Annotated in this window: 19 protein-coding genes; 6 read left to right on the forward strand and 13 right to left on the reverse strand. The window is 53.7% G+C overall.

The window, feature by feature from the left end; all coding sequences use genetic code 11:
- Nucleotides 1-6: 6 nt before the first annotated feature.
- From ubiE to udp, 3 genes are all read right to left on the reverse strand, one after another.
- Complete coding sequence (gene ubiE, locus OGY08_RS21895; RefSeq protein WP_003017897.1) at nt 7-762, reverse strand: bifunctional demethylmenaquinone methyltransferase/2-methoxy-6-polyprenyl-1,4-benzoquinol methylase UbiE; 756 nt, start codon at nt 760-762, stop codon at nt 7-9.
- Between the two features lie 94 nt (nt 763-856).
- Nucleotides 857-2,287 (reverse strand): DNA recombination protein RmuC, encoded by a 1,431-nt coding sequence (gene rmuC / locus OGY08_RS21900; RefSeq protein WP_125363369.1) that lies wholly within the window; start codon nt 2,285-2,287, stop codon nt 857-859.
- A gap of 140 nt (nt 2,288-2,427) precedes the next feature.
- The gene (gene udp / locus OGY08_RS21905) at nt 2,428-3,189 is read right to left on the reverse strand and encodes a uridine phosphorylase (protein ID WP_003828923.1); all 762 of its coding nucleotides are present in this window, start codon (nt 3,187-3,189) and stop codon (nt 2,428-2,430) included.
- A 265-nt stretch (nt 3,190-3,454) separates the two neighbouring features.
- Between udp and OGY08_RS21910 the strand changes: the two genes are divergently transcribed.
- Nucleotides 3,455-4,261: a dienelactone hydrolase family protein gene (locus tag OGY08_RS21910; protein ID WP_003828924.1), complete on the forward strand. Its 807-nt coding sequence runs from the start codon at nt 3,455-3,457 to the stop codon at nt 4,259-4,261.
- A 96-nt stretch (nt 4,262-4,357) separates the two neighbouring features.
- On the opposite strand, the gene metE is transcribed toward OGY08_RS21910, so the two are convergent.
- Nucleotides 4,358-6,619 (reverse strand): 5-methyltetrahydropteroyltriglutamate--homocysteine S-methyltransferase, encoded by a 2,262-nt coding sequence (gene metE / locus OGY08_RS21915; RefSeq protein WP_125363368.1) that lies wholly within the window; start codon nt 6,617-6,619, stop codon nt 4,358-4,360.
- A gap of 235 nt (nt 6,620-6,854) precedes the next feature.
- Between metE and metR the strand changes: the two genes are divergently transcribed.
- Nucleotides 6,855-7,808, forward strand: a complete 954-nt coding sequence (gene metR / locus OGY08_RS21920; protein WP_003017908.1) for an HTH-type transcriptional regulator MetR — start codon at nt 6,855-6,857, stop codon at nt 7,806-7,808.
- Here metR and OGY08_RS21925 read toward each other — a convergent pair.
- The 3 genes from OGY08_RS21925 to pldB all read right to left on the reverse strand — a co-directional run bounded on the left by OGY08_RS21925 (nt 7,696) and on the right by pldB (nt 10,507).
- Complete coding sequence (locus tag OGY08_RS21925; RefSeq protein ID WP_003828930.1) at nt 7,696-8,595, reverse strand: carboxylate/amino acid/amine transporter; 900 nt, start codon at nt 8,593-8,595, stop codon at nt 7,696-7,698. The genes metR and OGY08_RS21925 overlap by 113 nt on opposite strands.
- A gap of 79 nt (nt 8,596-8,674) precedes the next feature.
- Nucleotides 8,675-9,475, reverse strand: a complete 801-nt coding sequence (gene yigL / locus OGY08_RS21930; RefSeq protein WP_008787091.1) for a sugar/pyridoxal phosphate phosphatase YigL — start codon at nt 9,473-9,475, stop codon at nt 8,675-8,677.
- A 15-nt stretch (nt 9,476-9,490) separates the two neighbouring features.
- Nucleotides 9,491-10,507 (reverse strand): lysophospholipase L2, encoded by a 1,017-nt coding sequence (gene pldB, locus OGY08_RS21935; RefSeq protein ID WP_003017911.1) that lies wholly within the window; start codon nt 10,505-10,507, stop codon nt 9,491-9,493.
- Nucleotides 10,508-10,617: 110 nt separating this feature from the next.
- Here pldB and rhtB point away from each other — a divergent pair, with 110 nt between their 5' ends.
- Nucleotides 10,618-11,238, forward strand: coding sequence for a homoserine/homoserine lactone efflux protein (gene rhtB / locus OGY08_RS21940; RefSeq protein ID WP_003828938.1), 621 nt, complete (start codon nt 10,618-10,620; stop codon nt 11,236-11,238).
- A gap of 162 nt (nt 11,239-11,400) precedes the next feature.
- Nucleotides 11,401-12,285, forward strand: a complete 885-nt coding sequence (locus OGY08_RS21945; protein WP_008787090.1) for an Rpn family recombination-promoting nuclease/putative transposase — start codon at nt 11,401-11,403, stop codon at nt 12,283-12,285.
- Nucleotides 12,286-12,323: 38 nt separating this feature from the next.
- Here the strand turns inward: OGY08_RS21945 and rhtC are convergent, their stop codons facing one another.
- From rhtC to pldA, 3 genes are all read right to left on the reverse strand, one after another.
- Nucleotides 12,324-12,944: a threonine export protein RhtC gene (gene rhtC / locus OGY08_RS21950; protein WP_003828942.1), complete on the reverse strand. Its 621-nt coding sequence runs from the start codon at nt 12,942-12,944 to the stop codon at nt 12,324-12,326.
- Nucleotides 12,945-13,007: 63 nt separating this feature from the next.
- A complete protein-coding gene (gene recQ, locus OGY08_RS21955; protein WP_008787089.1) occupies nt 13,008-14,837 on the reverse strand; it encodes an ATP-dependent DNA helicase RecQ in 1,830 nt (609 codons plus the stop codon).
- A gap of 88 nt (nt 14,838-14,925) precedes the next feature.
- Nucleotides 14,926-15,795, reverse strand: coding sequence for a phospholipase A (gene pldA, locus OGY08_RS21960; protein WP_003828947.1), 870 nt, complete (start codon nt 15,793-15,795; stop codon nt 14,926-14,928).
- Between the two features lie 165 nt (nt 15,796-15,960).
- On the opposite strand from pldA, the gene yigI reads away from it, so the two are divergent.
- Together yigI and rarD are read left to right on the forward strand one after the other, a co-directional pair.
- On the forward strand, nt 15,961-16,428 hold the full coding sequence (gene yigI, locus OGY08_RS21965) for an acyl-CoA thioesterase YigI (protein WP_003017917.1): 468 nt from the start codon (nt 15,961-15,963) through the stop codon (nt 16,426-16,428).
- A gap of 51 nt (nt 16,429-16,479) precedes the next feature.
- Nucleotides 16,480-17,373, forward strand: coding sequence for an EamA family transporter RarD (gene rarD / locus OGY08_RS21970; protein WP_125363365.1), 894 nt, complete (start codon nt 16,480-16,482; stop codon nt 17,371-17,373).
- A 73-nt stretch (nt 17,374-17,446) separates the two neighbouring features.
- On the opposite strand, the gene corA is transcribed toward rarD, so the two are convergent.
- The 3 genes from corA to uvrD form a co-directional block, all read right to left on the reverse strand.
- Nucleotides 17,447-18,397 carry a magnesium/cobalt transporter CorA gene (corA, locus tag OGY08_RS21975; RefSeq protein ID WP_003017920.1) on the reverse strand — a complete coding sequence of 317 codons (951 nt, stop codon included), beginning with the start codon at nt 18,395-18,397 and terminating at the stop codon, nt 17,447-17,449.
- A 154-nt stretch (nt 18,398-18,551) separates the two neighbouring features.
- Nucleotides 18,552-18,608 (reverse strand): YsgD/CorL family protein, encoded by a 57-nt coding sequence (ysgD, locus tag OGY08_RS21980; RefSeq protein ID WP_212723238.1) that lies wholly within the window; start codon nt 18,606-18,608, stop codon nt 18,552-18,554.
- Nucleotides 18,609-18,855: 247 nt separating this feature from the next.
- Nucleotides 18,856-21,018, reverse strand: coding sequence for a DNA helicase II (uvrD, locus tag OGY08_RS21985; RefSeq protein ID WP_045449113.1), 2,163 nt, complete (start codon nt 21,016-21,018; stop codon nt 18,856-18,858).
- Nucleotides 21,019-21,096: the final 78 nt, after the last annotated feature.

Genomic DNA, 21,096 nt, shown 5'->3' on the forward strand with positions numbered 1-21,096 from the left:
CTCCTGTCAGAACTTGTAACCACGATGCAGCGCAACGACACCTGCTGTCAGGTTGTAGTAATCAACGCTTTCGAACCCGGCATCTTGCATCATTGCTTTTAAGGTGTCCTGATCGGGATGCATACGGATAGACTCCGCCAAATAACGGTAGCTGTCCGCATCGCTTGCTACCATTGAACCTATGCGCGGCAGAACATGGAAAGAGTATGCGTCGTAGGCTTTGCTCAACGGTTCGATGATGGGTTTGGAGAATTCCAGCACCAGTAGACGTCCGCCTGGCTTCAATACGCGGTACATGGAGCGTAATGCTTTGTCTTTATCCGTTACGTTGCGCAGACCGAAAGAGATGGTGATGCAGTCAAACGTGTTGTCAGGGAAAGGTAATGCTTCCGCATTCGCCTGAACGTACTCAACGTTACCTACCACGCCAATATTACGCAGCTTTTCGCGACCCATTTTGAGCATTGAGTCATTGATATCCGCCAGCACAACTTTGCCGGTTTCACCAACCATGCGAGAGAATTTCGCCGTCAGATCGCCGGTACCGCCTGCTAAATCGAGAACGGTTTGCCCGCGACGCACGCCACTGCAATCAATGGTGAAGCGCTTCCACAAACGATGAATGCCAAATGACATTAAGTCATTCATAACGTCATATTTAGACGCCACAGAATGAAAAACGTGGGCCACCATGTCAGCTTTCTGCTCTTTAGCGACGGTCTGAAAGCCAAAGTGCGTCGTTTCTTGTGAATTATCCACCATCTCAGTGCCTGCTCATCCAAAAAATGTTCGAGAAGTGTAACAGATTGGGCCAATTTGCCCTACCCTTCTGCCGGGTTCAACTACCCCAAATGGACTAGTTTGATTGCTGATTTACCGCTTCATCCTCGGGGTAAGGCGCATCTTGTTGCGTCTCAGGGACCGAGCGCAAGCGGTATTCCTCATCCTGTGTAGTCGCTTGTTCAGCCAGCTCAGGATTAATCTCGCGCTTAATTTCCACGCCTAAATTACGAAAAGCTTCTGCCTGCGACAGGACGTTTCCACGACCGGAAGAGAGTTTTTTCATCGCCTGTCGGTAGTTGTCCTGGGCCTTGTCCAGGCTTTGACCTATTGCCGACATATCATCCACAAACAACCGCATCTTGTCATAAAGTTTGCTGGCCCGATCGGCAATTTGTTGCGCATTACGACTCTGATGCTCGTAGCGCCACAGGTTGGCGATCGTGCGCAATGCCACCAACAGCGTGGTAGGGCTCACCAGCATAATGTTATTTCTAAGCGCTTCGGTAATCAGTTCGGGCTGTCTGTCGAGCGCCAGCAAAAAAGCGGGCTCAACGGGGATAAACATCAGCACGTAGTCAAGCGTACGCAGCCCAGGAAGCTGCTGATAATCTTTGCGCCCCAGCAGTCGAATATGGTTACGCACCGAGGCGATGTGCTCCTGCAATGCACTTTCGCGGGTGTATTCGTCTTCTGCGTTAAAATAGCGCTCATAGGCGACCAGCGTCATTTTCGCATCGATCACCACATCTTTACCCTGCGGTAGCCGAACGATGACATCAGGCTGCATTCGCGAACGGGCGTCGTTTTCGATGCTGACCTGGGTTTCATATTCATAACCCTCACGCAGACCAGAGGCTTCGAGTACCCGCGTGAGTACGACCTCTCCCCAATTACCCTGCGTTTTGTTATCGCCTTTTAATGCCCGCGTCAGGTTTACCGCTTCCTGCGCCATCTGCGCATTCAGTTGTTGGAGATTACGAATTTCGTGTGCCAGGGTATGGCGTTCTTGTGCCTCTTTACCAAAGCTATCCTGAACCTGGCGACGAAAACCGTCCAGTTGTTCACGAAGCGGCGCAAGCAGGCTGTTCAGACTTTGGCGATTTTGCTCATCAACACGGCGGTTGCTGTGCTCAAAAATACGATTCGCCAGATTTTCAAACTGTTCGCTCAGACGCTGTTCGCTGTTGATCATCTGGCGGATTTTATCTTCCGCATGCTGTTGCGTTGCTTCCAGCCGGGTAGTGACTTCACGGAGATCGGCTTCCAGAGAGGTGTTGATACTGTGCAGACTGCGTAATTCGTTATTGAGTAGTTCGCACTCATCACGCCAGTGAGCTTCCTGCGAGAGCTGCTGGCGAGCGGCGCTTAGCGCAATATCCAGTTCACGTCGCTCTTCGATGAGGTCGGCACGGATTTGATCGGCGCGTGCTTTTGTCGCCAGCCACCCTACCAGTAGCCCTGCGGCTAACGCCAACACGGCACTCATCATAATTGAAATATCCACAACGCCCCCTTACAGCAACGACTTGCCCGCACAAAATAGAATTGTGCTGTATAAACGTCCAGTTTAAAAGGAATTTCCTGCGAGGCACTACGCAAAATAAAAAGGCCGAACGCGTCGGCCTTTTTGAATAGAAGGGAGAATTACAGTAAACGACGCGCGGCTTCTACCACGATTTTCACCGCGTGGCTTTCCGTTTGTTTCATCGTTTCCGCATTAGGGATCTCTTGCTGAGTACGGTTCACGATAACACCTGCGACCATACCGGCACGCAGACCCTGGCTTGCGCACATGGTCAGCAGCGTAGCAGATTCCATTTCGTAGTTCATGACGCCCATAGACTGCCACTCTTCCATTGAGCCTTTGAAACGGCTCACGACGCGACCAGAGAAGGTGTCATAACGCTCCTGGCCCGGGTAGAAGGTGTCAGAAGACGCAGTAACACCCACGTGAGTGGTGGCGCCGATAGATTTCGCCGCTTCCACCAGCGCGGTGGTGCACTCGAAGTCCGCAACGGCCGGGAATTCCATTGGTGCGAAGTGTAGGCTTGCACCGTCCAGACGAACAGATGCAGTGGTAACCAGTACATCACCCACGTTGATATGCGGCTGGATAGCGCCAGTCGTACCGATACGCAGGAAGGTACGAATGCCCAGCTGTGCCAGTTCTTCTACGGCAATAGAGGTGGACGGGCCGCCGATACCGGTAGAGCAAACGATCACGGCTTTACCATCCAGCTCAGCACGCCAGGTGGTGAACTCGCGATGAGATGCCAGCTTAACCGGCTTATCCATCAGCGCGGCGATCTTTTCCACACGCTCCGGGTCGCCAGGGACGATAGCAAGCGTAGCCCCTTGTAAATCGTTCTTAGTGAGGCCGAGATGAAAAACATCAGACTTAGACATAAAAACTCCTCTGTGAATCGGTTTTGTCAGAAGAAGCAAAAACACACTTTACCGAAGGCATAAACATATTTTCGTGACAGTCATCACTATGATGTAAATCAATTGCATTCTATTACCATTAAATAGTGATCTTTATCACATAAATGATGCGATATAAGTAAGCCCTGCACAAAAGATAGACCGTTTAAGGCAATGTGGTTCGTTGCATGTGTCTATAGTTAACAATGCGCTTTTTTGCTGAATATTTAAGGGTACGGAGAATACCATGACAACACGACAATCTGGCTTTGCACCTGCTGTATCTCCACCGACGTCTACCACGGTTCACACCCCGGATAATGCAATTATCGCCGGTGTAACGTCCATACCTTCACAAGGCGATGATATGCCAGCGTATCACGCACGACCAAAACAGACTGATGGCCTGCTGCCCGTAGTCATTGTCGTGCAGGAGATTTTTGGTATTCATGAGCACATTCGTGACGTTTGCCGTCGTCTGGCTCTGGAAGGGTATCTGGCTATCGCACCAGAACTCTATTTTCGCGAAGGCGATCCCAATGACTTTGCCGATATCCCTACGCTGCTTAGTGGCCTTGTCGCCAAAGTGCCTGACTCTCAGGTACTGGCCGATCTGGACCACGTCGCCAGCTGGGCCTCCCGCAACGGAGGAGATGCGCACCAGTTGATGATCACCGGATTTTGCTGGGGTGGACGCATCACCTGGCTGTATGCCGCACATAATCCGCAGTTAAAAGCGGCCGTGGCGTGGTATGGCAAACTGGTGGGTGACAAAACCCTCAACTCGCCAAAACATCCCGTTGATATCGCAACCGATCTTAACGCCCCCGTTTTGGGGCTTTATGGCGGCCAGGACACCAGCATTCCGCAAGATACCGTTGAAACAATGCGCCAGGCGCTACGCGCCGCCAATGCTAAAGCGGAAATCGTGGTCTATCCCGATGCCGGACATGCGTTCAACGCCGATTATCGCCCGAGCTATCACGAAGAGTCCGCGAAAGACGGTTGGCAGAGAATGCTGGAGTGGTTCGTGCAATACGGTGGGAAGAAATAAACGTTAATTGCCCGGTGGCAGCGACGCCTGACCGGGCCTACAACTATTGCGATTTCCTGTAACCCGGGTAAGCACCAGCGCTTCCCGGGCACCGAATTACGCCTGACGCAGATTCTGCGCCGCTTTGACCATGTTCGCCAGCGCGGCACGGGTTTCCGGCCAGCCGCGGGTTTTCAGGCCGCAGTCCGGGTTCACCCACAGACGTTCTGCTGGAATGCGCTGCTCGGCTTTCTTCAACAGGGCTTCAATCCACTCCACGCTCGGAACGTTCGGCGAGTGAATATCGTATACGCCCGGCCCGATTTCGTTCGGATAGTCGAACTCTTCAAACGATTCCAGCAACTCCATATCAGAGCGCGAGGTTTCGATGGTGATCACGTCCGCATCCAGCGCCGCAATGGAGTCCATGATGTCGTTGAACTCGCAATAACACATGTGGGTGTGGATCTGGGTTTCATCCTTCGCTACCGCCGCGTTAATGCGGAAGGCTTCCACGCCCCACTCCAGATACGCCGCCCAGTCGCTGCGACGTAGTGGTAAACCTTCGCGCAGTGCCGGTTCATCAATCTGGATGATGCCGATACCCGCCGCTTCCAGATCCGCCACTTCATCACGCAGCGCCAGCGCGATCTGCTTCGCGATGGTTTCACGCGTCACGTCTTCACGCGGGAATGACCAGCAGAGAATGGTCACCGGACCGGTCAGCATGCCTTTTACCGGTTTGTCGGTCAGCGACTGGGCATATTTCGCCCACTCCACGGTGATCGCTTCCGGGCGGCTGACGTCGCCAATCACCACCGGCGGCTTCACGCAGCGAGAGCCGTAGCTCTGCACCCAACCGTTCTGGGTAAAGACGAAACCGTCCAGATGCTCGCCAAAGTATTCAACCATGTCATTACGCTCGGCTTCACCGTGTACCAGCACGTCGAGACCCAGACGTTCCTGTTCAACAATCGCCTGTTTAATATGTTCCGCAATTCCGGTGCGATAGTTACCGGCATCCAGGTTGCCCTTTTTGAAATCCAGGCGCAGGCCGCGAATTTCTGTGGTTTGCGGGAATGAACCGATAGTCGTAGTCGGCCATGCCGGCAGATTAAAGCGGGCACGTTGCGCCTCGGCACGAACCGGGTAAGCGTTAGCGCGCTGGCTGTCCTGGGCGGTGATTGCCGCCAGACGTTTTTCCACTGCGGCGTTGTGTACGCGGGTAGAGTGACGACGAGCCTGAATAGGTGCGCTCCACTCGACAATTGCTGCCGTATCACCGCTATTCAACGCATCGCGCAGCAGCGCCAGCTCGCCGCACTTTTGCAGGGCGAAGGCAAACCAGCTCTTCACTTCTGCATCAAGGCGGGTTTCCACACTGAGATCGATTGGGCTATGCAGCAGGGAGCAGGAAGAAGCCACCCACAGGTTACGTTTCCCGACGATATCTTTGATTTGTGCGTATTTTTCGCTGAGATCGGCACGCCAGACGTTGCGGCCGTTCACCAGCCCCGCTGACAGCAGCCAGTCGGCTGGCAGACGCGTGTGCAGCTCGGCTACATCATCTTTGCCGTGCACGAAGTCAACGTGCAGCCCCTGTACCGGCAGCGCGGTAATGGTATCCAGGTTTGGCGTTACGCCTTCGAAGTAGGTGGTCAGTAGCAGCTTCACCTGACCCGTCAGCGCGTCATAAGCAGGTTTGAAGGCGTCCAGCCACGCTTGCGGCAGCTCCAGTACCAGCGCGGGTTCATCAATTTGCACCCACTCAATACCGCGTTTCGCCAGCTCGCCCAGCACCTGCTGGTAAACCGGCAGAATGTCGTTCAACAGGCTCAGGCGGTCAAACTGTTCCCCTTTCACTTTACCCAACCACAGGTAGGTTACCGGCCCCAGCAGCACAGGCTTCACCTTGTGGCCGAGCGCCAGCGCTTCGTCTACTTCATCCAGCAGTTGGGTCCAGGTCAGTTTGAACTGCTGACCTTTAGTGAACTCTGGCACCATGTAGTGATAGTTGGTGTTAAACCATTTGGTCATTTCTGCCGCCGCCGCGGGTTCACCCGTTGGTGCGCGGCCACGGCCAATGCGGAATAAGGTATCGATATCGACCGAGCCGTCTTTATTTTGATGGCGAGCCGGAACGTTGCCGAGCAGCAGGCTGGTGGTCAGCACGTGATCGTACCAGGCAAAATCACCCACCGGCAGTAGGTCAACGCCCGCCTGCTTCTGCTGATCCCAGTGGCGGGCACGCAGCTCTCGGCCAACGGTCAGCAAATCTTCACGGGAAGAATTTCCCGCCCAGTAGCTTTCTTGCGCTTTCTTCAACTCGCGACGCAGGCCAACGCGAGGGAAACCGAGGGTGTGATTCAATATTGTCATTTTTCTTCCTCTAATTATATGTAAATCCTATGGATTTTGAATTTAGGGAAGGCGGCAAGTTTACTCATCCCCAGGAGCTTACTGAAGTAAGTGACTGGGGTGGGGAAACGAAGCCAACGCACCATAAATTTAAAAGACGAAGGATTTTAGCCGTCCAGATGTTTACACATCCATAATTGGCGGTTACTGTATATTCCTCAAGCGCAATTTGTTCATGCCGAAGTGAAGGACTTTCATGATCGAGATTAAACACCTGAAAACGCTCCAGGCGTTGCGGAATAGTGGTTCTCTGGCAGCCGCAGCGGCGACGTTGCATCAGACCCAATCCGCCCTTTCTCACCAGTTCAGCGATCTGGAGCAGCGCCTTGGCTTTCGACTTTTTATCCGTAAAAGCCAGCCTCTGCGCTTTACGCCGCAGGGAGAAATCCTGCTGCAGTTAGCCAATCAGGTGTTGCCGCAAATTGGTCGTGCGCTGCAGGCCTGCAACGAACCGCAGCAAACCCGGCTGCGAATTGCGATTGAATGTCACAGTTGTATTCAATGGCTGACGCCCGCGCTGGAGAATTTTCGTGCCAACTGGCCGCAGGTGGAGATGGACTTTAAATCCGGCGTGACGTTCGATCCGCAACCAGCGCTTCAGCAGGATGAGCTGGATCTGGTGTTAACCTCCGACATCCTGCCGCGCAGCGGATTGCACTACTCACCGATGTTTGATTTTGAAGTCCGCCTGGTACTGGCGCCTGACCATCCGTTGGCCAGCAAAACACAAATCACACCGGAAGATTTGGCCAGCGAGACACTGCTGATTTACCCGGTACAGCGGAGTCGACTGGATGTATGGCGGCATTTTCTGCAGCCTGCAGGCGTTAGTCCGTCGCTGAAAAGCGTGGATAACACCTTGCTGCTGATTCAGATGGTTGCAGCCAGAATGGGTATCGCGGCATTACCGCACTGGGTGGTGGAGAGTTTTGAACGCCAGGGCCTGGTAGTGACCAAAACCCTGGGTGATGGGTTGTGGAGCCGACTGTACGCCGCCGTGCGTGATGGCGAGCAGCGACAGCCGGTCACAGAAGCGTTTATTCGCTCAGCGCGGAATCACGCCTGCGATCACCTGCCGTTTGTACGGAGTGCGGAACGACCCACTTTCGATGTACCCACAGTGAAGCCACTATCACAGCCGCACCAATGATGAAGCTTGGCCAGTGAGGTTGTTGATGCCAGATAGCCAGGTTAACCAGCAGTCCGGCAGGGACATGCATATTGTTCATGATGCCCAGCGTGCCCGCATCCACCTGGGTCGCGCCGTAGTTCCACATAAAGTAACCAATGCCGGACGCCGCCACGCCAAGAAAGACCAGAATTCCCCACTGTAGCGTGGTTGCAGGCATTTTCTGCGCATTGCCCAGCATGAACCAGGCCACGACAGCCACCATAAAGGCGCCCATATAAAACCAGGCAAAGGCGTTGTGCTGCGGCATTGGCCGCGTCTCCATCAGACGTTTATAGCCCACCATACCAATGGCAAAGCTGATATTGGACAACTGCACCAACAGCAGACCGGTCCAGAAGTGGCTGGTCACCTGATCGTAACGAATGATCCCCGCGCCAATCACCGCCAGTAACGCACTAAAGGCGTAACTCCAGCGCAGACGACGTCCGCTCATCAGATCATAAATCAGCGTAATGTAGAGCGGCGTCAGCACGGTAAAGAGCAGCAGTTCTGAAACCGTCAGGTACAGATAGGCGTGAAAACTCAGCATGTACATAATGCCAAGCTGCATGGCACCCACCAGCATATACAGCCCGATCGTTTTTACGCTGTGCCCACGAGTACGTAGAAACGGCAGGAACACCAGCGCCGCCAGCCCAACGCGCACCAGCACCGCAAAATAGCTATCGACATGACCGGCAAGGTACTCGCCAAACAGGCTAAAGGAAAAGGCCCACAGAATTGTGGTAATGATGAGTAACGCCACAATGGATGTCTCTTAACAAAAGGTACACCCATTGTAGCGAAGTTTTTAGTTGACAACTGGTCAACTAACGAACAGAAGGTTACTGCAAAAACAGTTCACGCAGATAGTGTGGCACGGCATCGTCGGCATTAAGACCAATGACTTCCAGTTCCGGGTGCAGATCCTTCAGGCGCTGGTGGGCGTTGCCCATGATGCAGCCTTTACCTGCCATGGAGAGCATTTCCGCATCGTTCATCCCGTCGCCAAAGGCGATGCAGTCTTTCAGACTGTAGCCCATCGCTTTTGCTACCGCTTCCAGCGCATGACCTTTCGATACGCCGCCAGCCATGACTTCCAGACAGGTAAGCGTAGAGAAGCTGACGTTGACGCGATCGCCCCAGCGGGCGTTAATCGCCTGCTCCAGCGGCAGTAGCCTTTCGTGAGAGTCGGTGGTGAAGAACACTTTGCTGACGCCCTCAGGCTCCAGTAATGCAGGTTCAAACAGTGAATAGTTAAACACCGCTTCTTTGAAGAAACGCATTTCGTCCGGACGATGGCGATTCATAAACCACTCATCATCACGATATACGTTGGTCACGATGTCCGGGTTTGCATTCACTACGCCAAACAGGTCGCTGGCAATATCGCGATCCAGGTTATGGGAAAACACCAGATTCCCGTCAGAATCATGCACGCGCGCGCCGTTGGACGTGATCATGTAGGTTTTAATGCCGAGGTTATCGCGAATTTGCCCCACATCAACATGATGACGGCCAGTCGCAAACACGAAGTTAACGCCGCGAGCGGTCAATAACTTCAGCGTCTCTTTGGCATAAGGGGACAGAGTATGGTCGGGAGAAAGCAGCGTACCGTCTAAATCAGACGCAACAACCTGATACATAAGAAAATTCAACCTCTAGGCAAAGCGGGTTCCGCTGGATGAGTTATGCTTGTCGAAAAATTCGACAATAGCGTTAAGCGCGACTGAGCGCATGGCGTCCTTTTCAAAAAGGATCTCATGGTACGCGCCTTTGATGACAAGCGGCTGCCCCCCTTCTACAGGATGGCCCGCTGCAGCGCGGAGTTCACAAAAACGATCGTGCATGCGGTTATCTACCACACGCTCTTCTTCAGCCTGAATCAGCAGAGTCGGCGTCGCATCATCCCCGGCGCCAGCCAAAACCTGTTCGCCAGCCAGAATCCCTTCACGTACCCAGTGATAGGTGGGACCGCCAACGCGCAACCGCGGCTCATCAGCATAAAAGCGTAGATTGCGCCGATAGCGCTGTCGACTATGGGTTAACGCATTCATACCGAACGGCAGCGCCCGCCAGCGCCCGGTTCCCATCGCATAGCCTTCGCGGATCCGCGGATGCCCTTCGGCCCAGTCCAGTATATGGCGCACCATCCAGTCGGGAAAGCGCATCACAATACCAAACATCGGTGCGCAAAGCGCGATGGCATCACACTGATTCGGGTGGCGTTGCAGGAATAACGTCGCAATCGCCCCGCCCATTGAATGCGCCAGGATATAGCGTTTTCTCCATGGGCCGGGTAGCACTTCCTGCTGCCAGAAGGCGGTTAGATCGTCGACATAATCATTAAAGTTATCGACATGACCGCGATGCGGATCCGAAAGCATACGCCCGGAACGCCCCTGGCCACGGTGATCGATAATGAGAACGTCAAAACCAGAATGAAACAGGTCATACGCCAGTTCAGCGTATTTCACGTAGCTTTCAATGCGTCCAGGACAGACGACGATGACGCGATCGTTTTTTTCTGCATGAAAACGAACAAAATGTACGGGAATATCATCCACGCCCGTAAATTCCGCTTCTTCCCGCTGACGCCAGAAATCTGTCAGTGGCCCCATGGAAAAAGCAGCAAACGCGTTTTCTCTTGTTTCCCAGTCTTTTTGCTGCTGAAACATCGGGTATCCAGCCTCGCTGACCAAGTAAAATCGTTTTTTTCGCCGTCACTGACACAACCTAACGGCAGTAGCGTATTGTGGCATAAAAATAGACAATCCGGGAGTTTCTCATGACCTTTGAATGGTGGTTCGCCTACCTGCTGACCTCTATTATTTTGAGCTTGTCCCCAGGCTCTGGCGCAATCAATACCATGACCACCGCCATCAGCCACGGATATCGCGGTGCCAGCGCGTCGATTGCAGGTTTGCAGACCGGGTTGGGTATTCATATCGTTCTGGTTGGCGTAGGACTGGGAACGCTATTTTCACGTTCGGTGATCGCATTTGAGGTGCTGAAGTGGGCGGGAGCGGCCTATCTGATTTGGCTGGGTATTCAACAATGGCGGGCGGCGGGTGCTATCGATCTGAATACCATGGCGAATACGCAATCGCGCAGCCGGCTGTTCAAACGCGCGGTCTTTGTTAATCTGACCAATCCTAAGAGCATAGTTTTCCTTGCCGCTCTGTTCCCGCAGTTCATCCTGCCGCAGGAACCGCAGTTGATGCAGTACGTGGTGCTTGGCGTCACGACCATCGTGGTCGATATCATTGTGATGATCGGTTACGCGACGTTGGCCACGCGCATTGCTGGCTGGATTAAAGGGCCAAAGCAAATGAAGGCGCTCAACAAAGTGTTTGGTTCGCTATTTATGCTGATAGGCGCCCTGCTGGCATCGGCAAGGCATGCCTAGCAAATGGAACGGCACTCGCAAAGAAATGCTATCGGTAAGAGCCTCTGAACATGGCTTTTCGTACTTCGCCGCAAAGGGAGAAAAGCCTTTTATCCTGTACTGTTAGACGTTGATTGCTAATGCCAGAATGCTGCCATATTCACCACTCACGGATGATTAACGATGGCGGAAGTAACAACACCACATGACGCAGTATTTAAAACCTTCCTCTCCCGCGTGGAAACCGCGCGGGACTTTATCGAACTTCATCTTCCTCCCTCGTTAATCAAAATATGCAAACTGGAAACGCTCCGTCTGGAATCAGGCAGTTTTGTGGAGGACGATCTGCGCCCCTATTTCAGCGATATTCTCTACTCACTGGAAACCACCAGCGGACATGGCTATGTACATGTGCTCATTGAGCATCAAAGCTCACCGGATAAGCACATGTCATTTCGCCTGATGCGCTACGCTATCGCAGCGATGCAGCGTCATCTTGAGGCTGGAAACGACACTCTGCCGCTGGTTATTCCAGTGCTCTTTTACCATGGCAAGCAAAGCCCATGGCAAGGCTCAATGAACTGGCTGGATCACTTTGAGGATTCTGGAACCGCCCTTCAACTTTACAGCACACCATTTCCGTTGGTGGATGTGACGGTTATTCCAGATGATGAGATCATGCAGCATCGCAGTATGGCAGCGCTGACATTAGTACAAAAACACATTCGCCAGCGCGACATGGCGCAGTTGCTGGATAAACTTACCCGCCTGTTTATGCTGGAGAAGATGAGCGGACAACAAATAACCGTGCTGGTAAACTACATGGTGCAAGCAGGGAATACACAAGATGTTCAGACATTATTGTATAAGCTGGCACAGCGGGTGCCGCAGCATGGAGAAAAACTGATGACAATGGCGGATCAACTAAAGCAGATAGGCCGTGAAGAAGGGAGGCGCATTGCCCTTACTGATGTAGCAAAAGCGATGCTCAAGCGAGGTCTTGATACCGACGCGATTATGGAAATGACCGGCCTTTCGAAGGATGAGCTACAGAAGCTTGCGCAATAAGCCGCATACCGCCTGGGACTCCCAGGCGGGCAACAAACTTAGCGCGAAATAATCAGATGGATACCGAAGCCTGCGAACAGCGCACCGGCAAAACCATCAATCCACTTCGCCAGACGCTGATAGCCACGACGCATTTTCGGGAGCGCAAACAGGCTGGCGACCACGGTAAACCACGCCAGTGTTTCCACGATAATCAGAGCAAAGATCCCCCAACGCGCGCCCGTTCCCACGTTGTCGCCAACGAACAATGAGAAGACGGAGCCAAAATAGATAATGGCTTTAGGGTTCGCCAGGTTGGTCAGCAGACCTTTCAAAAAGCTGCGTCCGCTCTGCGCCAGCTCCACCTGCGGAGTGGGCGCTGCAACATCCTGTTTTTTAAACGCGCCGCGCAGCATCTGATAACCCATCCAGCACAGATACAGCCCCCCGCCGACCATAATAATGGTATGCAACCAGGCCATTTTTTCGATAATCAGATGCAGGCCGAGCAGTGCCACGCCAGCCCAGACCATGACGCCGCAGGTAATGCCCAGCACGCCCATCATAGCTTCTTTGCGCGAACGGCTAACCGCAGTTTGAGAAACAAAAAAGAAATCGGGACCGGGGCTCATCAGCGCAACGATATGCACCAACGCAACGGTGAAAAATAGCGTTAACATAAAAATGACTCGCGGGGGAATAGTTCAGTGAGTCACCATCCTGGCACTTTTTTGCCCGGCTGACTACTCTTCGTCGTCACCATCAACGTGTGCGCGAATAAGCGCCATAAACTCTTTACCGAAACGCTCCAGTTTACGCATCCCCACACCGTTTACGCTTAGCATTTCACTCGGTGAAACCGGCATCTGCTCTGCCATTTCAATCAGCGTGGCGTCGTTGAACACCACGTACGGCGGAATGTTCTCTTCGTCGGCAATGGCTTTACGCAGCTTACGCAATTTGGCGAACAGTTTGCGGTCGTAGTTACCACCGAAGGATTTCTGCATCGCACGCGGTTTCAGCGCCACAATACGCGGTACAGCAAGCTGTAACGCAACGTCACCGCGCAACACCGGACGCGCGGCTTCGGTTAGCTGTAACGCGGAGTGATGAGCAATATTCTGCGTCACCAGGCCCAGGTGAATAAGCTGGCGAATAACGCTCACCCAGTGTTCGTGGCTTTGCTCGCGACCAATGCCATAGACCGGCAGTTTGTCATGAGCCAGTTCGCGAATACGCTGGTTATTCGCTCCGCGCAGCACTTCCACGACGTATCCCATGCCGAAGCGTTGGTTAACACGGTAAATCGTCGACAGCGCTTTGCGCGCATCCATAAGTCCGTCGTACTGTTTTGGCGGGTCGAGACAGATATCGCAGTTGCCACACGGCTCCTGGCGCCCTTCGCCAAAATAGTTCAGCAACACCAGACGACGACAGGTCTGCGCCTCGGCAAACGCCCCCATCGCATTGAGCTTATGACGCTCGATATCCAGCAGTTGCCCGGCGGGTTTCTCTTCGAGGCAACGGCGTAGCCATGCCATATCAGCCGGATCGTAAAACAGCATCGCTTCCGCCGGCAGGCCATCACGCCCGGCGCGGCCGGTTTCCTGGTAATAGGATTCGATGTTACGCGGAATATCGAAATGCACCACGAAGCGTACGTTAGGTTTGTTGATCCCCATACCGAACGCCACGGTCGCCACTACGATTTGCAGGTCATCACGCTGGAATTTCTCCTGCACCTCGGCGCGTACGGCATTTTCCAGCCCGGCATGATAAGCCCCGGCGCTGATGCCACGGCTTTGCAGACGCGCGGCGGTGTCTTCGACTTTGGCGCGACTGTTACAATAGATAATGCCAGACTTACCGCGCTGCTCTTGCACGTAGCGCATCAGCTGATCGAGCGGCTTAAACTTCTCCATCAGCATGTAGCGAATGTTCGGGCGGTCAAAGCTGCTGATCTGAATTAACGGATCGTTGAGTCCCAGCAGACGCACAATGTCCAGCCTGGTTGTCTCATCCGCGGTCGCGGTCAGCGCCACAAACGGTAGCGTCGGGAAACGCTGACGCAGCTGGCCCAGCGCAGCGTACTCGGGGCGGAAATCATGCCCCCACTGCGAAATACAGTGCGCTTCATCAACCGCCAGCAGCACCGGATTCCAGTGCGCCAGATGCTCAAGGAAGTTATCCAGCATCAGGCGTTCGGGCGCAATATACAGTAAGCGAATCTGCCCGCTGCGACAGCCCGCCATCACCTCAAGCTGTTGTTCACGACTTTGAGTAGAATTCAGGCACGCCGCCGCCACGCCGTTGGCCAGCAGTTGATCGACCTGATCTTTCATCAGGGAAATCAGCGGGGAAACAACAACAGTGAGTCCGTTTAGCAATAATGCGGGAATTTGATAGCACAGGGATTTACCGCCGCCGGTCGGCATAACGACCAGGCAGTCGCGACCAGAGAGCACGGTATCAATGATTTCTTCCTGACCGGGGCGAAACTGTTGGTAGCCAAAGGTTTCCTGCAAAACCTGTTTAGCGCCCATTTCCAGATTCAACACTTCCGCCTGCGCCACATTAACCCCATTCGCCCGAAATAAAAACAGGCGCTATTTTCAGCGCCTGAGAGAGAAACTGCAATGATTAAAATACTCTCAATACTTATCAGAAGATATCGTTGAGCATCACGCCCACACCAACACGCGTCTGATTGAAGTTGTAGTCAATCAGCGATTCGCCGTAACCACTGTAGACCTGAGTGTATAGACGCACATGCTTCGTGATGGGATAACTGGCCCCCAGCTCTGCGCCGCCGTAGCCGGTATTCCAGTTGTACTGGCCTTTCACGCTGATAACCGCGTCACCCAGGTGATACCCCATTTTCAGCTGATAGTAGCCCATGTATTTAGTGATATCAGGGTTATCGTCGGTGCTACCAATCACGTACCACGGCTTAACTTCCACCAGCCAGTTACCATTTTCAGCCATCAGACGGGTATAAAGACGGTTCCAGCTACGTGACGTGGGATCGGATCGGCCGTTGGAGTCATGGTTATAACCCATTTCGACATCACGAAGCGTCCAACCGGCAAAGCGATAGTCGGTAGCGAAACCGAGGAATAATTGCGGTTCGTAGTTGGTTTCGCGAAACGGTGAAGACTCTTCACTGTTCGAAAGCTGCCACCAGGACTTCTGGGTATAGGAACCGCCAAGTACCGAGTTTGGGCCTAATATCCCGCGCCAGAGCGGAAACGCCAGGCTTAACTGAAACTTAACCTCATCTTTGCGCGCATTTTCGGACCAGCTATAACTGCTGATCGCCTCTTTGTTCATGTCGCTGGTATTGGTGTAAATAAGATAGTTGGTGTCATAAGGATAAAGCGTGAAAGGGTTGTCATGTTCCTGCAGCATATTGGCGATAATACTGCCACGAACCGCCGGTGCATCATGAATCTCTTTCACTGTCGCTTCCTGCGCATACGCGGTCAACGGCAGCATAATTGCTGGTAGTAACCATCCCAGAATCGCCCGCATCGGTAATGTTCTCCTGAACCAAAATATTGATGAATTGTATAATTATCTGGCAAGTATTCTACATACTTAGCTAGTTACTCGTTAGTTATCCCGTCCTAAAGTAGAAAACAACAAATAATAAGCATAATATCAACATTTCATTAACCACCGAGATGTAGGGATCGTATGTCTGCCGTACTTACTGCTGAGGAAGCGCTGAAGTTAGTGGGTGAAATGTTTGTCTATCATATGCCGTTTAACCGGGCGCTGGGACTGGAGCTCGAACGCTATGAGAAAGAATTTGCTCAATTAGCCTTTAATAACCAACCGATGATGGTCGGCAACTGGGCGCAAAGCATTCTGCATGGCGGCGTGATCGCCTCGGCGCTGGACGTCGCCGCCGGGCTGGTATGCGTTGGGAGTACGCTGACCCGCCATGAAACGATCAGCGAGGACGAACTACGTCAGCGGATGTCACGCATGGGTACAATCGATTTGCGTGTTGATTATCTGCGCCCCGGAAGAGGGAATCGCTTTACCGCCACCAGTAGCCTGCTGCGGGCGGGTAATAAAGTCGCTGTTGCGCGCGTGGAATTGCATAACGAAGAACAGCTTTATATTGCCAGCGCAACCGCCACTTATATGGTGGGGTAAGTGCCTAAAAAAAGGTAAACTGCTGTTACATTTCTGCAATGAGTTTTCCCGATGGATGCTAAACAATCGCGGCAGGGCGTGCTACTCGCTCTTGCTGCTTATTTTATTTGGGGTATCGCTCCCGCCTACTTCAAGCTGATTTACTATGTCCCGGCGGATGAGATCCTGACGCACCGCGTCATCTGGTCATTTTTCTTTATGGTGGTACTGATGAGCATCAGCCGCCAGTGGTCAGGCGTCAAAACGCTGCTACAAACGCCAAAGAAGATCTTCCTGCTGGCGCTCTCTGCAGTGCTCATCGGCGGAAACTGGCTGCTGTTCATTTGGGCGGTCAATAATCACCATATGCTGGAAGCCAGCCTCGGCTATTTTATTAACCCACTTGTGAATATTGTGCTGGGAATGCTATTCCTCGGTGAGCGCTTTCGTCGCATGCAGTGGCTGGCAGTACTGTTAGCCGCCTGCGGCGTGCTGGTACAGCTGTGGACCTTCGGATCGCTGCCAATAATCGCGCTGGGACTGGCGTTCAGCTTTGCGTTCTATGGGCTGGTGCGCAAAAAGATTGCCGTCGAAGCACAAACCGGCATGCTGATCGAAACCCTGTGGCTTTTACCTGTCGCCGCCATCTATCTGTTTGGCATTGCGGACAGCTCAACCAGCCATATGGGGCAAAACCCCATGTCGCTCAACCTGCTGCTGATTGCCGCGGGTGTCGTGACCACCATTCCGCTGCTGTGCTTTACCGGCGCGGCAACCCGCCTGCGTCTGTCCACGCTGGGATTCTTCCAGTATATCGGGCCTACGCTGATGTTCCTGCTGGCCGTCACCTTCTACGGTGAAGTCCCGGGAACGGATAAAATGGTCACGTTTGCGTTTATCTGGGTGGCGCTGGCGATTTTCGTGATGGATGCGATTTATACGCAACGACGGGTTCGTCGGAGCTAGGGGAGTGCCGGATGGCGCTTCGCTTATCCGGCCTACAAAAGCACATCGCCGTAGGCCGGATAAAGTACAGTGATTACAGCCAGTTCTTGCGCTTAAAGTACAGATACGGCGCCAGCCCCGCGAGCATCATAAAGACAATCGCGCCCGGGTAACCGAAGCTCCAGTGCAATTCCGGCATAAACTCAAAGTTCATCCCGTAGCTGGAAGCCACCAGCGTCGGCGGCAGGAATACCACAGAAACCACCGAGAAGATCTTGATGATGCGGTTCTGCTCGATGTTGATAAAGCCCATAGCCGCCTGCATCAGGAAGTTAACCTTCTGGAACAGCGATTCATTATGAGGCAGCAGGGATTCGATATCGCGCAGGATCTCACGCGCCTGCTCCAGCTGACTGCCCGGCAAACGCGCTTTACGTACCAGGAAGTTCAGTGCGCGCTGGGTATCCATCAGACACAAACGTACTTTCCAGCCGATATCTTCCAGTTCCGCCAACGTCGACAGCGCTTCGTCATACTCATCGCCCTGACGCCCTTCCATGATCACACGGCTGAGTTTTTCCAGGTCGCTGTAGATGTTTTCGATCTCATCCGCCAGCTGTTCAATTTTGGTTTCGAACAGGTCGAGCAACAGCTCGTAAGCGTTACCATCCACCATCGCCTGGTTACGCGCACGCATGCGGTACAGGCGGAAGGCCGGCAGTTCGCGCTCGCGCAGAGTAAACAGGCGGCCTTCGCGAATGGTAAATGCGACGGTTGAGTTACCCGCGTGATCGTCGGCGTCTTCGTAAAAGAAGAAGGAGTGGATGTGCAGACCGTCTTCGTCTTCAAAAAAACGTGCGGATGCTTCGATGTCTTCCAGTTCAGGGCGCGTAGCCAGATTCTGGCCCAAGTCCTTTTGCACACGGTTTCGTTCTTCGTCATCCGGCTCGACTAAATCGACCCAAACCGAACTGGCCAGGTGCTCGATCTCGTCTGCCTCAAGGCGAGTTAAACGATTGTTTTCCAGTTGAAATGCGCTCAGCATGACCGGGACTCCCAATGCAAAAAATTATCGGACAGTTCGGAGGGCACACAGAAACAAATTGGGTTTCAGACCATTAAACAGCCTGACTCAGCGCGACGGGAAAAAACAGAAGGTCGCTGACAACCGCGAAGGCTATCAGCAAAAAGGGATAGCCTTAGGAGTTGATCCTGGATGACAGGATAATGAGCCAGTATCTACTGGGTGTGTCCAAGGCGAATGTCCTCTTAGCGTAATCGTGCGCGCATGTTACGCCAGCAAAATTTTGACGTCAACACGCAACGGATGGCGAAAAAGTAATAATTTCCCCTTATACAGAAAGGTTAGCAGAGGGGAATTATTTATCTATGATTTCAGAATATTAACCGACAGATAGCCGGATGGCGGCTTCGCCTTATCCGGCCTACAAATCAAAATATTACGTTCCGCGTAGGCCTGATAAGCGCAGCGACATCAGGCGATCATACCGTTTCCAGTCTGGCGTAGGCGGCAACCAGCCATTTGATCCCCTGCCCCTGGAACGCGACCTGCAAACGACTGTGTTCGCCGCTTCCTTCCAGGTTGACGATAGTGCCCTCGCCAAATTTAGCGTGGCGCACTCGCTGGCCGAGCTTATAGCCGGTATCATTTTCCGCCATTGGCGTACCCATCCGCTGATGGCTCACCGGTCGGCTGACAGTGGCGCGCAGGCGAACCTCTTCAACGCACGCTTCCGGCAGTTCGCCGATAAAGCGCGACGGACGATGGTAAACCTCTTTGCCGTACAGACGACGCGTTTCGGCGTAGGTCAGCGTCAGCTTTTGCATTGCGCGGGTCACGCCTACGTAAGCCAGGCGGCGCTCTTCTTCGAGGCGACCGCCTTCGTCCAGCGACATCTGGCTGGGGAACATGCCTTCTTCCATCCCGACGATAAACACCTGCGGGAACTCCAGACCTTTCGCCGAGTGCAGCGTCATCAGTTGTACCGCGTCCTGCCAGGTATCCGCCTGCCCTTCGCCCGCTTCCAGCGCGGCGTGAGACAGGAACGCCTGCAGCGGCATTAAGTCTTCGTCTTCTTCGTTGTAGCTGAACTGGCGCGTTGCCGTCACCAGTTCGTCTAAGTTTTCGATACGCGTCTGGCCTTTCTCGCCTTTTTCCTGCTCGTACATCATGCGCAGGCCGGAGTCTTTAACCACCCGGTCAGTCTGCACGTGCAGCGGCATATCGGCGGTCTCCTGCGCCAGTGCGTCAATCAGCTCCATAAAGCGCTGTAAGGCGCTGGCGGCGCGACCCGCGAGGGCTTTTTCCTGCAACAGCTCACGACAGGCCTGCCACAACGTTAGCTGGCGGTCACGGGAGGTCTGACGCACCACATCCAAAGTACGATCGCCAATCCCGCGGGTGGGCGTATTCACCACGCGCTCAAACGCGGCGTCGTCATTGCGGTTGGCGATCAGACGCAGGTAGGAAAGCGCATCTTTGATTTCCTGGCGTTCGAAGAAGCGCATCCCGCCATAAATCCGATACGGCATGCTGGCCTGTAACAACGCCTCTTCCAGTACGCGCGACTGGGCGTTGCTGCGATAAAGAATAGCGCATTGCTCCAGCGCACCACCGTTGTCCTGCCAGGTCTTGATACGATTGACCACAAAGCGCGCTTCATCGAGTTCGTTGAACGCGCAGTACAGCGAGATCGGTTCGCCGTCGACGCCATCGGTCCACAGCTTTTTACCCAGACGCCCATTATTGTTTTCAATCAGGGCGTTAGCCGCGCTGAGGATATTGTTGGTCGAACGGTAGTTCTGCTCCAGACGAATGGTTTCTGCGCCGGGGAAATCCGTGAGAAAGCGCTGGATGTTCTCCACCTGCGCTCCGCGCCAGCCGTAGATTGACTGATCGTCATCACCGACGATCATTACCTTGCCGGTATCGCCCGCCAGCAGGCGGATCCACGCGTACTGAATGTTGTTGGTATCCTGAAATTCGTCCACCAGGATATTGGTAAAACGTTCGCGGTAGTGCTGCAGGATATGCGGTTTGTTGAGCCACAGCTCGTGGGCGCGCAGCAGCAGCTCGGCGAAATCCACCAGCCCCGCGCGGTCACACGCTTCCTGGTAAGCCTGATACACTTTCTGCCAGGTTTGCTCAACCGGGTTGCCGTAGCTTTGCAGATGATGCGGACGCAGCCCTTCGTCTTTCTGGCTGTTGATGAACCACATCGCCTGACGCGGCGGCCACTGCTTCTCATCAAGGTTCATCGCCTTGATCAGACGCTTGAGCAAACGCAGTTGGTCTTCGCTGTCGAGGATCTGAAAATCCTGCGGCAGGTTCGCATCCATATGGTGCGCGCGCAGCAGACGGTGGGCCAGACCGTGGAATGTACCTACCCACATACCGCCCTGGCTGGTTCCCATTATCTGGCCGATACGGTGGCGCATTTCCGCCGCCGCTTTGTTGGTAAAGGTCACCGCCATAATGGAGTACGGCGAGTTGTTCTCAACCGTCAGTAACCAGGCGATACGGTGCACCAGCACGCGCGTTTTACCACTCCCCGCGCCTGCCAGAACCAGCATGTTGCTGCGTGGCGCGGCCACCGCTTCACGCTGTTTATCATTAAGGCTGTCGAGCAGGTAAGAAACGTCCATTGGCACCGCCGCGTAAAAGTAGGTAAGGCGGATAAGCGTAGCGCCATCCGCCAAAAAGCTGGGTATATATACAGAGTT

The organism is Citrobacter sp. Cpo069 (assembly GCF_030332785.1).
GTDB lineage: Bacteria > Pseudomonadota > Gammaproteobacteria > Enterobacterales > Enterobacteriaceae > Citrobacter > Citrobacter portucalensis.

Coding starts and splice junctions, on each gene's coding strand:
- ubiE (WP_003017897.1), bottom strand. CDS start 762: ATGGTGGATAATTCACAAGAAACGACGCACTTTGGCTTTCAGACCGTC.
- udp (WP_003828923.1), bottom strand. CDS start 3,189: ATGTCTAAGTCTGATGTTTTTCATCTCGGCCTCACTAAGAACGATTTA.
- OGY08_RS21910 (WP_003828924.1), top strand. CDS start 3,455: ATGACAACACGACAATCTGGCTTTGCACCTGCTGTATCTCCACCGACG.
- metE (WP_125363368.1), bottom strand. CDS start 6,619: ATGACAATATTGAATCACACCCTCGGTTTCCCTCGCGTTGGCCTGCGT.
- metR (WP_003017908.1), top strand. CDS start 6,855: ATGATCGAGATTAAACACCTGAAAACGCTCCAGGCGTTGCGGAATAGT.
- yigL (WP_008787091.1), bottom strand. CDS start 9,475: ATGTATCAGGTTGTTGCGTCTGATTTAGACGGTACGCTGCTTTCTCCC.
- pldB (WP_003017911.1), bottom strand. CDS start 10,507: ATGTTTCAGCAGCAAAAAGACTGGGAAACAAGAGAAAACGCGTTTGCT.
- rhtB (WP_003828938.1), top strand. CDS start 10,618: ATGACCTTTGAATGGTGGTTCGCCTACCTGCTGACCTCTATTATTTTG.
- OGY08_RS21945 (WP_008787090.1), top strand. CDS start 11,401: ATGGCGGAAGTAACAACACCACATGACGCAGTATTTAAAACCTTCCTC.
- rhtC (WP_003828942.1), bottom strand. CDS start 12,944: ATGTTAACGCTATTTTTCACCGTTGCGTTGGTGCATATCGTTGCGCTG.
- pldA (WP_003828947.1), bottom strand. CDS start 15,795: ATGCGGGCGATTCTGGGATGGTTACTACCAGCAATTATGCTGCCGTTG.
- yigI (WP_003017917.1), top strand. CDS start 15,961: ATGTCTGCCGTACTTACTGCTGAGGAAGCGCTGAAGTTAGTGGGTGAA.
- rarD (WP_125363365.1), top strand. CDS start 16,480: ATGGATGCTAAACAATCGCGGCAGGGCGTGCTACTCGCTCTTGCTGCT.
- corA (WP_003017920.1), bottom strand. CDS start 18,397: ATGCTGAGCGCATTTCAACTGGAAAACAATCGTTTAACTCGCCTTGAG.
- uvrD (WP_045449113.1), bottom strand. CDS start 21,018: ATGGACGTTTCTTACCTGCTCGACAGCCTTAATGATAAACAGCGTGAA.